Below are 13,191 nucleotides of genomic sequence, written 5' to 3' on the forward strand. Positions count from 1 at the left end.
GATTCCGATTCAGATCAACTGAACTTATGGGGAAATTTCTTTGGACAGTAGTGGGTTTGTGCATTCTTTTCATGCTCAGATAATGATGAACCGGTCAATCTAACGATTACGCCTGTCGTGCCGGACGCAACATTGTCATTGGCGGTACAAACTGATAATAGGGTAAAAACGAAAGGCGGGTTTATTGCGGATGGAACAGGCGATATCACTTGGGACTACAAAGTGAATACATTGACTGCTGTGGTATTTAATAATGGAGCATACGGTGATATCCTGGGGAAAGGGCATATTGCTGATGTCTTTACTAGTAAATATAATATAGCAACTAAAACTCCCACGTTAGAAGTAGAAGTACATTCTGGTGGAATCATGTTGCTCCTCATTGCTAATTTGGATGTGGATGGTCAGATTGTGAAAGATTTAAGAGCTTCTGCAGCGAGCAGTGATGCTTCAAAACATTTGAGTTATCAAGACGTTTTAGCTCTCACAACTTCTTTGTCTGATGAAGGAGATGTCAAGGGCTTAACAATGAGTAGTGAGCTGTTAACGGGGTTGAATATTGTTCCTGGAGTTAATTATATTGGGTTTGATAATAAAGGAGCAAATAAACCTTATAACGATGGTACAGAAATATGGGGGCAAGGTCCGGTTGATTTAGTACGTACAGTTTCTGCAATTACTTTGGAGAAGATTGACTTGCCAACTGTCTCTGGTGAAATTTATCAGAGTGTAAAGTTTGAACCGAAGGAAGTATTTGTTGCAAACGTAAAGAGTACGGCTGGTATTGGAGCGTCAAGTACTGATAATATCACAATAGAACAAACTGCTAAAGATGGTGTTTATTACTTGGCTCCTGCAGAATACTTCAAAGAGACTGGCTCTTTGAAGTATGGTATATCTTCAGAAGCTCCTGCAGGTACCGTTTTATTGGAAAAATTATCGGAGGTGACACTAGAAGTTGGAAATGCTTTCGAACCGAAACTTTCTCCCTGTTATGTATATCCGAATCAAAGAGGAGAAGCAGATTTTGCAAAAACAGAAGATATAACGGATCCTAGAAATTATACTTTACTTGTTGTAAAGGGTGATTATACATATCGTTTAATAGATGATCCTACAAATACACCTGTAACAGAGGAAAATCGTTATTATACTGTGATTGTAAACGATAAAAGATTTGGTGAGATGGATTATTCTGGTAGTACTGAACATGAACATATTAAGCGTAATACGAAATATAATATTAAGCTTAGTATTCAGGGATCGGGGTCTGATAAACCTTTTACCCCTGCTGCTTTCGCTCACGTAGCCGCAAAGATTGAAGTTGCCGACTGGAATGTAATCAACATCGAACAGCCTGTAGATTAAGAAATAGGGTAATAATAAGATATAAAAATAAATTATTATGAAACATATAGCAATAATAAAGCAGTCTCTTATACTGGTAGCCGGTTTGCTTGCTGCGCTGTTGACCAGTTGTATCAAGGATGATCTGGCTGAATGTAGCAAGCTGACTTTAAAGGTTGAAGGTTTGTCTGGTAATGAAATAACCGATATTACCCGTCTGGGGCTGGTTACGGATGCAACATTGTATATCTTCGATGCAAACAAGAACTTCTTGGAAGCGCGTGATCTGGATAAAGATTTTATCTTGGCAAAAAATGAGATTAAACTGGATAAGTATCCGGATAATACTAAATTGTATATTGTGGCTTGGGGTAACTTGGAAGGAGGAAACCAAACTGTTACTCAGCCTAAAAATATGGACGATCTGAAACTTCAATTGAAAAGTACCGGTGACGGTTATGCGCAGTCGCCCGACAGTTTGTATTTCGGGACGAAAGAAGTGACTTCTTTGGGTAGCGGTATCGTTGGTGGAGACGGTGAAGTTGTCATCCGCTTGAAAACCGGAACTTATACGATTAAGACTGATGGTTTGCAGACTGCATTGGATTTTTACGGATTGAAGAGTTCCGGTGATTTTGATTTTTATATCAATAAAACATTAGATACTTACGATGCTGCCGGTAAGCAACTTGGCGACTCCATCCCCTATAATCCGGAAGGACAGTATGATGACCAGGCTATCGAATGGTTGACTACAGGCGTTATCGACAGTGAGAACACCGGCGGAAAGCAGAACTCTTTTTCGGGTGAAAGAGTGGGTGTCAGAGTGAAAAGTCAGAATGGCGCTGTCGATAAAACAATCTATGAAGATATTAATGGAAAATCATTCGATATACCTGAAGGTGGACGTTTGGATGTTATTATTCAGTTCGAAGATGGTAATATTTCAATCCGTTCGCGTGTCACTCCTTGGGGTGTCGTAAACGATGATATCGAATTTTAATCTCTAAAGAAGTAAAGATATGAAACTAAGAAATATAATAGCAATCGGTTTATCGTTGGCTGCCCTGGTGAGCTGCTCGAAAGACAGCCAGCCAATAAACGTGAAGGACCTGAAGGATGCCAAAGTAAATATCTCTTTGAAACCTTCCCTTTCCGGATCAAACCTGAAAGCGGGCGGAGATGATTATGCTCTGGATGGCGAGACGAATATAAATAGTGTAACAGTCCTTTCTTTTTCTGCTGATGGTTCGCAGATTTTGGTTGATCCGTATTGGACAGACGGGATGTCGACTGCAGATGATGTAACAACTATCCTAAGTGTCCCGACAAAGGCAACAAATGCTTTGATTGCCGTTCTTGCCAATGTTCCGGAAAATGCATTTAGTGGAGTAACTACCTATGCTGCATTTCAGGATCGTTTGGCTCAGTTATCTGATCAGTCGCAAACGAATCTGGCCATGAGTGCCCAAGTGATTGCAGCCAGTGCTGAATTAGCAGAGGGTGACAACTATATCGGATATACTTCACAAACGAATATCAATAACATCAATACTCCGTTGGAATTAACCCGTCTGGCAGCCCGTATTGAGTTGGTCGGCGCAACGACGAATTTCGATTCGAAAGCATCTTTGAGAGGACGTACCGTCCGGATTAACAGTATCTATCTGGCTAACCAGAAGACAGCTTCCCGTTTTGCCAGTACGGCTTATTGGGGTGCGGTGATGGCTGAAGGAAATTTGGCTGATGGCTCTCCTGTAACAGTGGGACAGAACTTGCCGATCGCAACTGTTCCTTTCCGCCAATATGTAATGGAAAATACAGATGAGAACAATCCGACACAGGTTGTGATCAATGCTACTATTCTGGCTTCTAATGGTTATCAGGAAGAAACAAAAGCATTCGCTGCTACTGTTAATGAAAATGGTACAGTGCTTCCCGGTCGAGGCGAGGCTCACAAATATGTGAAGCGTAACTACATCTACCGTCTGAATATTTCTTTCGGTCCGAACAGTTTCACTGGTATTAGAGACGAAGATCCGACACCTCCAACGCCTCCTGCTCCGACAACGGGTGATCTGACAGTTAGCGTTCAGGTAATTGGCTGGGGAGATGTTCACCAGATATCCATAGTAAAATAAGTACGAGGGTAAAATAAATAAAAGTATAAACGATTAAAAATATAAACTGATGAAACTACGGAATATTTTTTTAGCAAGTTTGGCAGTTTGCACAATGGCAAGCTGTTCAAAAGATGAAACGATAGACTATTCGCAAATGGGACCGGTGGATGCTTATGTGTCTTTTGGGGTGACTGCAGCTTTGCAAACAAAAGCGGATGGGGAAGCATTAGCTAATGAGGGTAAAGTGCAAAAATTGACGGCCTTAATTTATAAAGGAACTGATGACAATGCAATTTTTGTTACTTCTGATACAAAGGTTAGCGAAGGGAACATTAGTGAGATCAAACATCTTACAGTAAAAGTGACTCCTAATACCGATGGAACATCCTCAGACGATGACTTTATTGCTGTTTTTTTGGGTAACTGTGAGTTGACGACTAACCCTGCAACTTTGGGTGATTTGAAAAAGCTTGTTTTGACTAAAGATGCAAGCGCATATAATATTGGTGATGTTCTTCCTATGGTTAGTAAAGAAATTAAGTTTAAAGGACTTCGCCCTATTATCAAGAAGGACAATGGTGATATTGATTATTTTGAAAACTGGGTTAAAGATGGTGGAGGTGTAGTCGCAAATGCTACTGCTTCTACGACTGATCCTGAAACTCCGCCGAGTGGATATAGTGAGTCTGATCATGTTGTTTTAACGCGTTTGATTTCAAGAGTTCAGGTTGAGTCTGTGACATTAAAGTTAACAGAATATCCGGGGGCTAGTATTACCTTAAAACAGATAGCTTTGGCAAATGTTAAAACTAAATCAAAATTTGCGGAAAGTGAAGGGGCTTATGTGAAGGGTTATAAATCTGAAGCATATACTGCAGTACAGTATTGGATTGATCCGACTAGCGACGTTGTTAAACATTTTGCAAGTAGTGAATATAATGTTAGCGCCAATAATAATGAAGTGAAAAAGGAATCTTTTGCTTCTGATAAATTTGTAAAATATGTCTTTTCGAATCAAGCAAGAACTGGAACGGAAACGGATAAAGCTCACGAAGATGGCATATATGAAACAGGTGTAATCCTTGCTGTCGATTTTAAAAATGCAGCAGGAACTGTAACGAGAAAACATATGCGTGTTCTTCTTAAAGATAATAAAGAAGGAAGTGTGCCTGAAGTTTTGAAGAATTACATATATAAATTGAACATTACAATTACTGGAGAAGGTTCTGAAAATGAAGATGATATCAAGTTGAACGCCCATGTTTCAGCTATTATTGAGGTCGCTCCTTGGAATGTAATTGAACAGAACGAAGAAGATGCTAATTAATTGATTAAAATACTACCTATAAAAAGGCAATCTGCGATGCAGGTTGCCTTTTTTTTATGTCTGTTCTTTTGATATATTGTTTTTGAATTGTGAGGAAGGGGAACGTACTTCCTAAGAATTATAATTCGTTTATCTCGTCAGCCGAAAGACCGGTAGTCTGCATGATTATCTCTATGGGAAGGTTCAGTTTTTTCATATTGCGGGCCGCTTCATGCATCCCTTCGATCTTTCCTTCGATCTTTCCTTCGATTTTCCCTTCGAGTTTGGCAGAGTCAAGAACATCGTTTTGTATCAGTATGGCATTGACATGTTCGTCATATTCCAGGCGTTCCTTAGGACTCATGCTGTAGTAGGCAAGCTTTTGACGTGCTTCTTCCAGGCCGGGAGCTTGGGTGCCGGGACGTATACGCCCTGTTTTCAAGTATTCAATCCATTCCTCGAGAGGCGTAATGGCTACTTTGTTGAATTCGTATACGCGAATCAGGAAGTATTCGGGAGATAATTCTTCAGGAAGTTGACGTACGAGAGCCTCTTTTGCTTTTGTGCTAATTTCCAGACGATTGCCGGTGTGTACGCCTTTGAATATATTTTGTCCGTGATAGAGGTAATCGTCCCCTTTTCCTATATCGAAATAGAGGATACTGACAGAGTATATCTTTTTTACTTCGTCATAACGTTCCCCTAATGATATGTGTTCCATACTGACTTTTGTTATCCCAGAGCGGATGCGTTCGAGATAATAAATCTCGCGTGCATTATTTACTTCTATGATTATTACTTCTCCATTGCTGTTTTTAGCTTTGATATCCATGTGGTTGAACTTGTCGTCAGCTGTAAACTGGTTGCTTTCACTTTCGAGCAGTTCAATGATTTCAACCTTTTCATTCAGCAAAACAGTGAGGAACCCTTCCAGCACCCCAAAGTTTGCCTTGTTCCGTAACAGGCGCTTTATTGCCCAATCAAAACGGATGTATCTGTCCTCTTGTTCCATAACCGATTGTTTTTTAGTAAGTATATGCAAAGTTACTCTTTTTTCCGGGTGGCTATATATATTTATCGATATTTGGGAGGTGTGCCAAAAATCCTATAGAGCAACTTGTGCCCCTGCAGCCATTGAAGTACCTGTTTGGAATATAATTATCAAGTATATGATGCATATAATGTGTTATTAAGATGATAAATATGGCTAAGAATAGCTATATTTGAGTGGTATTTATTGCGTGTAATTGCTTGTACGCTTTGAAAAACAACCTAATATAATTCAATTTGTAAAAAGTGGGCAATGAATTTGTAAATTCTTGTCATACAGTAGTTGAGAAGTTGAAAAACATCTGTTTTAAGGTGTTTCTATCGTATTTTAAGGGCACATCTATCAATTTAATACATTGGTATTTTCACCTATTAATCTTGACATTCTCACCTATCGCATAATCTTAATATTCACCCTACTTTTGCAATGTAAGTTAAACGAAAAAATATTAGGTTATGAAACTGAAGAATATATTATCGATTATTTGCTGCTTAGTTGCAATGGCATCTTGCTCTATGGAAGACGACACTATGATGAATGATACATCAAAAGAACTTCTGAACCGGAATTCAGACAGAGAAGCGGTATTAAGCATTAATTTATCGTCCAGCGCTCTTCTGACTAAAGCGACTGAACCAGCTAATGGAGATAAAGAAACAAAGTTGGAGAATTGCGTACTGGCTTTGATGGAAGGAAATGATGTTTTGGCTGTAAGAACTTCCAGCGATATAACAGATGGTAAAGTGAACGATGTAACATTCCTGACTAAGGTTAGAAGCGGTTTGAGCGTTATCGCAATCGTCAATGTTGCTAATCCAGCTGATTATTTAAGCGCGACAACTCGTACCGCATTAAATAAGGTGGTTACTGTCGATCCTAACAGTGCGGCATCCTTGGTTAAACAGGGTGAAGAGGCGGTTAATTTTCCTGTAGGGTTCGGTTCTGCCTCTACGGCTCCGACTGCAGAAAACACAATGCCTGTGGTAATAAAGGTTGCTCAAGTAGCTGCTAAAATCCAGTTGTCTGAATTTAATGTTACATACGCAACAGGTACCATGCAGAAAGAAAAATCAGTTACACTGACTTCCGTATCGTTTGAGAATATCAATAAGAAGAGCAATGTATTTACAGAGGCTACTTTGGATAAAGATAATACGCAAGGAGCTACAATGGCTAAGGCTTTGGCAGCCGGTACAAATGAGATTGGCACTACTGTTTATTCTTACGCTAACACGAATGCCGCCTCTCCTGTAAAAATGACATTGACATTCCGTATCGATGACGAAGGCAGTATGCAGGGTGGAACCGTTACAAAGACCTATATGATTAACAAGTCTAACGGTTCTACCTCTTTTGAAGGAAGCGGAAGCGACAATTATGTGAAAGCAGGTTATCTGTACCGTATCAAAGTAAATATGACGGTTAACACGCATGCTGTCGATACAGACGTTGTTTGCTACACTCAGGATTGGGAACACAATGAGGTGTCTGTAGATATGAGCGAAGTTAGAGTAAATAACTAATAAGAGTATAAACGGGTAAATTTATATATTATGAAATTGAAGAATATAGTTGGATTAATATCTGCAATAGGCCTGATGCTGGTTTCCTGTTCGAAGGAATCGATGGTCGACGGGCCGGATGTAACAGCAAAAAGTGATACCTCTTTTGATATCACACTGGTCTCCGAGGGAGTTGAAACAAAGGCTCCTGCTCCCGGATATACCTATGCGACAGCCGACGAAATAAAGATTCAGACTTGTGCGATCGCTATCTTTGATGCTTCCGGCAAAATGGTAGGGTTTAAGTATTCTACTTTTAACGGAGTATCCAATGATACTTATGATTCGAAAGAAGCGTACAAAGTTACGGATATTGAAACGAGGTCAGGGGACGTGAAGGTCTTGGTTGTTGCCAACCCTGTTTTATCAGAAGCGGAACTGAAAGCTTTGAATACCTATTCTACTTTTAAGGCGCAATCGGTCAAACACGATAATGCAAATGCAGCTCCGCTTACCGCTTCAAACCTAATCAAGTTCGGCGAGGTAACCGAAACATTGGGAACTGCCGTTAAACAGACAATCGTCGTTCCGCTTACCCAGGTGGCGGCACGGGTCGATGTGACATACAATGTGACGATAGGCAGTGGTTGGACTACTGAATTGGAGAATAATACGGTAAATGGCATAAATATTCAATCTAAGATCTTTTTACCTGAATATGATATTAACGGATATAACTTTGGTACTTCGACTTTAGGCAATAAATCCAATGTTGTAATCTCTGAAAATAAGATATCTTTCTATACATACGAGAAAAATGAAGCAGTAACAATAATGGTACCGGTGAAACTTAGTTACAACAGTCTGTATGTCGAGAGTAAGATATATCAATTGTCTTTGTTACCGACTTATGTAAAAGACAAGTGTTCGACAAACGGTTTTGTACATGGCCACTATTATGAAGTGACAGGTAATCTGTCTATCGATAGGGCATTTGATTGTAAGATCAAGTGGGAGGTTAAATCATTTAAGTCTGCGACTGTTACAATTCCGGCATTTGAATAACAAATAAAAAACATTGGATATGAAACGATATAAGAATTTATATATTATCACCTTCATTTTAGGCTTGTTTCTTTTTAACGCTTGTCAGGATGAAGATCTGATCAAGAAAGGTGGTCAGGTAGAGGAAGGAATCCCGGTTGTAGCGAAATTGTCTTTCGCATCGGAAGATAGAGGTAACAAAGTTGTAACGAAAAGTGCACTTTCCCCGACAGTCGAATATACCGTGCATGATATGTACGTTTATGTGTTTAGACTGCAAAACAATGCTTACGTGAAAGAATTCGGCTCCCTGTTTACCGGAAGCGAGCTTGGCATTACCTCTCAGAAAGGTGACAATGGCGGAACTACGGCTGGGGCTATCACGCTGAATATAACCTCGGGTGCGAAGAAGATTTTTGCTATCGCAAATGTAGGAGAAAGGACACAATATGAGCTGACAAAAGCATTGGAAGATGTTGAAACATTGAGCGATTTGGAAAAATTGGCCGTAGACTTGACCAGTCCTGAAGCTCCGGTAGACCGTGGTAGCGGCCGTTTTCTGATGAGCGGTTCTTTTGCCCCTGATGCAAATACGGCGACGGCTTCGTTGACGGGCGGGGATGTCTCAATCGACGGAGAAGGCCACCTTACGACTAACGGGAAAATCTATTTGATCCATCTGGACTCCCGTATGGACTTTAAAGTAAGGACATCTCCTAAAAGCGGAAAAAAGCCGAATGGAGAGACTACTCAATCAATCACATTCGTTCCTAAAGGATATCGTGTCGTTAATGTACCGGTTTCTTCTTATTTATTTGAAAGAACATATAGCGATGTAGTAGGAAGTACGCATGATGTTGTGGGCGATTCCGAGGAGGCTGATGCTGCTACCGGCTATCATGATACAAAAATAGACGGGGAGTATGTGAATTTCGATGAACAAACTTTTGATGGTGGCAATACGATTGGCGGTAACTTCTCTTTTTATATGTTTGAGAATCGTAAGCGGGCATTAAACTCAATTAACGATTATGCGGAGAGAGAAAGACAGTATAAGGATCCTAACAATGGTAGGAATGGCGATTATATCAATGCACATAAATATGCGACCTATGTTGAAATGATCGGTTCTTACTATGAAAAATACCTGGATGAATCAGGCGATCTTAAAGAGAAAACGGCGGAGGTGAAATATACCATTCATTTGGGATATGTACATGGCGCTTCTGACTTCAAAAGTGAACGTAATACCCAATATACCTATAATGTGACGATCAATGGTGTCGATAATATAGAACTGGAAGTAACTTCTTCGAATGACGAAGAAACGGGAGTTATCGAAAACCAGCCCGGTGCGGAAGGCGATGTTGTGAAATCCAAACAATTCTATTATGTGGATGCCCATTATGTGGTTGACCGGATTGTGTTTAACAAAGATAATGTTTCCGAGGCGGCCTCATTCCGCGTAAAGACACCGTTTGATGAGGATGGACGGGGTGATGATGCCAAAGATTATAAATGGGTTTGGTTTGTGAAGAATCAAAAAAATCATCAGACAGGAGGAATTACATATAAGTATTCTGATTTGAGGCAACGGTCAGGAAGTAACGTATCAGGGTATCCAGCAGAGGAAGTAACCGGGTTAAATAGTGGTTTTACATCGCCTTTTGAAACCTCAAAGAGGGTCGAAAAAAGAAATATAAGTAGAGGAAACTATTATTATACTAATCGCGAAGAACTCCCTCCTGGTACTGAAAAATGGGAGTACCCAAGCAGCGGTTATGTTAAATTCCCTCAAAATGCCGCAGAACGAATCAATATTAAAGATCTGATTGCGCTCTTGAAGGAAAAGAAAACTGAGACGGTTGGTGAAAATTCATTATATGATTCTAATGGTAATGCAGCCTTTACAGTGTTTATCGATGAGTATTATTATTATACGAATCCGATAAACGGAACATCTGTTCATTGGAGCAAATTTGTAAATGGCAATAGCCGGGAGATGCATATCCTCTGTGATACGGAATTTAGTTCTGACCACGAAAGTAGTATGACAACTTCCAATTTCCTGATCAGCCAGAAACCGATCAGAACATTTTATAGGACTGACCAAGCTACAGCCTGGGGTATCGAGTCTGTTAATGAGCAGGTACATAGTTCCGGGAAAGCAGATGGACGCTTGCCGATAGAAGGTTATACTGGAACGTTAGCGAATCGTTCCGGGTCAAATGGTCGGTACAATATGTATATGAATATAGGCTATACAAATTCCGACTGGTCAAAATATATAGATCCGGCGACTAACTATTTGGTGAAGGTAAATAATTTAGCTTTATTGCAGCAAGCCTGTCTTCAGAGAAACCGAGATTTGAATGGTGATGGTAAAATTGAACATAATGAAGTTCGGTGGTATATGCCTGCTCTGAATCAGATGACCGGTCTGTTCTTGGGAAAAGATGCCCTTCCTTTGGATGTGCAACTCATGAAGAATGGGGTAACTGTTACGAGAGATGAATCGAAAGAGGATAGTGGAAATTATCGTGATTTCCATTATACGAACAGTAATAATGTTCAGTTCTGGGCAGAAGAGGGTGCCGCTACGGGATCTCAAGGTATGAATAACGGATTCTGGGATTATCGTTGTGTCCGTAACTTGGGAGTACCTTATGAGTCAAATACTGCACCGGCAATAGCAAATGAAGTAACGGATTATGCGCAAACACAGACGCTCAACGATGGAAACGTTTTGATTGATTTGTCAGCCGTAACGCCAAATGCCCTGCGTGCTATCACTGACGGAGGAGGATCTATTGCGATTACCGATGAATTAAGTGAATATAACAGGCCATATACAAAATTCATTGTTGCAAAGGACTTGACAACCCAAAAAATAACGAAAGCACAGGTTTATGCTAATAGTGTGGTTAATCCGTGCCCAAGCGGATGGCGTGTTCCAAACATGAGAGAGTTTACCATTATGAGGGCGTATAGCGGCTTTAATTTCAATTCCGTTATCTTCTCTCAGACAATGTCTTCTCTGAGCTATAAAAAAGCGAAACGGAATGTTTATCATACGTCAACAGATGGAACCATTACTTTGGGGGATGACAACGACGGGGTTGTTCGATGTGTAAAAGATGAAAAGTGATTTGAATCAAAAAAGGTAGAATCAGATATTCAGGGGCTGAACATTATTACTCTTTGTTCAGCCCCTTCGTGTAGGAACCGGTGAAGTGAACTTTACATCATCAGGAATTAGCGGTCGACAACGTCGCGGAAAACGATTGTGTTGTACACGCTTTTCAGATATTCGTTTGCCGTTTCCTCTTTAAGAGGCAGATTGATCAGATAGGGGAGGCCACCGTATTTGCAGTATTTATCGTAACTCTCCGTATTGTCGTTGAGCTTGTGAAATTCTAAAAACTCAGGATACTTCTCTTTATAATATTCTTAGGCTGCTTCATTTTGAGGAAAGTTTTAATTATACTTCAACTTTTTGGCCTTAAACCTCTCATTTTAGCTGTGATTTTAAAGAATACCTCCTGTTTTGAGATTCCTGCCTCCGATTGTATGATAAACATACCTTGTATGAGGTATTTTTATCATCACAGGAGGGTGTGTCTATCTATTTTCATTTTGACATAACTACCGTTTATTCTTGATTTTCATACCGCCGTCCGGATCGGTGGACCCGCCGTACCTTTGCAGTGTCAGGTTAAGGGTAATACCTGAACATTTAAGGGAAATTTTTTTAAGGGTTCACAAATTAAAGTATTGTAGTTATGAATTTCAAGGGTATCACATTAGCAGTTCTTTCTTTCGTATTAGTAGCAGTTTCTTGTTCAGTAGAAAACGACACCTACATGAATGATGTAAATAAGGAAATGGCAACAGTTTCCGACGAATATGCTTATGTAGCTTTTAATATGGGAATGCAGACAAAGAGTTCTGTCGCTGGACAGCAAACCTCTATCGCTGAGACTGAAACAATATCAAACGTAACATTCTTCTTATTTGAAAATGGTAAAGTCGTAGGTTCTGCTACAGCCGGCGAAGGAGATGCTTATCAGGCTACGCGAATTCTGACAAAAGCAAACGGATCCAAGAAAGTATTCGCTATCGTGAATTTATCAGCTGAAACACAGAAAAGACTTTTAAGTTATTCTACGGAAAACGAAGTTCGTACAGCCGCTTTGAATGAAAGTGATATGAACGCATTGGTTAAGGTTGGCGAAGGCTCTGTAGAAGTTGTCGACGGTGTAGCAAGCACTCCTTCCAAATATAATGGCGAATATCCTACGGCAACAGCTTCTATTACTGTTAGCCAACGTACTGCCCGTATCGAAATAAGCAAACTGACTGTTTTCTATGCAGATGGTTGCACAAAATACCCGGTAACCCTTACAGGTATTAGCTTAAAGAATCAGAATCTGGCAGGTCAGGTAGAAGGTATCGCTTCTTCCACTAACTACAATTCCGACAATACCCAAACAATCAATGAAACAAAAGAAATCTCTGATAAAACTGTTGAATTTGAAAGCGTATCTACAAAAACTTTTTATACCTTTGCCAACGAAACAAGTGTAGAAGACTCTAAAACTGCTTTAGTATTGCATTTTTCAATCAACGGTAAAGCATACGATCGTGAAATCAAGATCAAACACATTGATACCGAGAAAGTAGAAGCCGGTTATATTTACCGTTTGACAATAAACGCTAAAGTTCAGAGCAATGATGTAGAAAGCGCTGTTGAATGCCACATTCTGGATTGGAACTATAACGAAATCAATTTGGGTGATATCTATGCTAAATAATTGA

The 13,191-nt window shown here is 40.0% G+C and carries 9 protein-coding genes; 8 read left to right on the plus strand and 1 reads right to left on the minus strand.

Going from position 1 to position 13,191, the window contains the following annotated elements; translation table 11 throughout:
• Positions 1–117 precede the first annotated feature (117 nt).
• The 4 genes from DWW90_RS05595 to DWW90_RS05610 are packed head-to-tail and all read left to right on the plus strand — an operon-like array spanning position 118 to position 4,797.
• Complete coding sequence (locus DWW90_RS05595) at positions 118–1,368, plus strand: fimbrial protein (protein WP_122344295.1); 1,251 nt, start codon at positions 118–120, stop codon at positions 1,366–1,368.
• Positions 1,369–1,405: 37 nt separating this feature from the next.
• A complete protein-coding gene (locus tag DWW90_RS05600) occupies positions 1,406–2,350 on the plus strand; it encodes a FimB/Mfa2 family fimbrial subunit (protein WP_122344296.1) in 945 nt (314 codons plus the stop codon).
• 19 nt (positions 2,351–2,369) lie between these two features.
• Complete coding sequence (locus DWW90_RS05605) at positions 2,370–3,488, plus strand: fimbrial protein (RefSeq protein ID WP_122344297.1); 1,119 nt, start codon at positions 2,370–2,372, stop codon at positions 3,486–3,488.
• 49 nt (positions 3,489–3,537) lie between these two features.
• A complete protein-coding gene (locus DWW90_RS05610) occupies positions 3,538–4,797 on the plus strand; it encodes a fimbrial protein (protein ID WP_147382398.1) in 1,260 nt (419 codons plus the stop codon).
• 118 nt (positions 4,798–4,915) lie between these two features.
• Here the strand turns inward: DWW90_RS05610 and DWW90_RS05615 are convergent, their stop codons facing one another.
• The gene (locus DWW90_RS05615) at positions 4,916–5,788 is read right to left on the minus strand and encodes an Rpn family recombination-promoting nuclease/putative transposase (RefSeq protein ID WP_122344299.1); all 873 of its coding nucleotides are present in this window, start codon (positions 5,786–5,788) and stop codon (positions 4,916–4,918) included.
• A gap of 494 nt (positions 5,789–6,282) precedes the next feature.
• Between DWW90_RS05615 and DWW90_RS05620 the strand changes: the two genes are divergently transcribed.
• The 4 genes from DWW90_RS05620 to DWW90_RS05640 all read left to right on the plus strand — a co-directional run bounded on the left by DWW90_RS05620 (position 6,283) and on the right by DWW90_RS05640 (position 13,187).
• Positions 6,283–7,350: a hypothetical protein gene (locus tag DWW90_RS05620; RefSeq protein ID WP_147382399.1), complete on the plus strand. Its 1,068-nt coding sequence runs from the start codon at positions 6,283–6,285 to the stop codon at positions 7,348–7,350.
• Positions 7,351–7,380: 30 nt separating this feature from the next.
• Complete coding sequence (locus tag DWW90_RS05625) at positions 7,381–8,394, plus strand: fimbrial protein (protein WP_122344301.1); 1,014 nt, start codon at positions 7,381–7,383, stop codon at positions 8,392–8,394.
• Positions 8,395–8,413: 19 nt separating this feature from the next.
• A complete protein-coding gene (locus tag DWW90_RS05630; RefSeq protein ID WP_122344302.1) occupies positions 8,414–11,521 on the plus strand; it encodes a fimbrial protein in 3,108 nt (1,035 codons plus the stop codon).
• Positions 11,522–12,155: 634 nt separating this feature from the next.
• Positions 12,156–13,187 (plus strand): hypothetical protein, encoded by a 1,032-nt coding sequence (locus DWW90_RS05640; protein WP_122344303.1) that lies wholly within the window; start codon positions 12,156–12,158, stop codon positions 13,185–13,187.
• The last annotated feature ends 4 nt before the right edge of the window (positions 13,188–13,191 follow it).

This window comes from Parabacteroides sp. AF17-28, assembly GCF_003479205.1.
Lineage (GTDB): Bacteria > Bacteroidota > Bacteroidia > Bacteroidales > Tannerellaceae > Parabacteroides > Parabacteroides acidifaciens.

Coding starts and splice junctions, on each gene's coding strand:
- DWW90_RS05600 (WP_122344296.1), top strand. CDS start 1,406: ATGAAACATATAGCAATAATAAAGCAGTCTCTTATACTGGTAGCCGGT.
- DWW90_RS05605 (WP_122344297.1), top strand. CDS start 2,370: ATGAAACTAAGAAATATAATAGCAATCGGTTTATCGTTGGCTGCCCTG.
- DWW90_RS05610 (WP_147382398.1), top strand. CDS start 3,538: ATGAAACTACGGAATATTTTTTTAGCAAGTTTGGCAGTTTGCACAATG.
- DWW90_RS05615 (WP_122344299.1), bottom strand. CDS start 5,788: ATGGAACAAGAGGACAGATACATCCGTTTTGATTGGGCAATAAAGCGC.
- DWW90_RS05620 (WP_147382399.1), top strand. CDS start 6,283: ATGAAACTGAAGAATATATTATCGATTATTTGCTGCTTAGTTGCAATG.
- DWW90_RS05625 (WP_122344301.1), top strand. CDS start 7,381: ATGAAATTGAAGAATATAGTTGGATTAATATCTGCAATAGGCCTGATG.
- DWW90_RS05630 (WP_122344302.1), top strand. CDS start 8,414: ATGAAACGATATAAGAATTTATATATTATCACCTTCATTTTAGGCTTG.
- DWW90_RS05640 (WP_122344303.1), top strand. CDS start 12,156: ATGAATTTCAAGGGTATCACATTAGCAGTTCTTTCTTTCGTATTAGTA.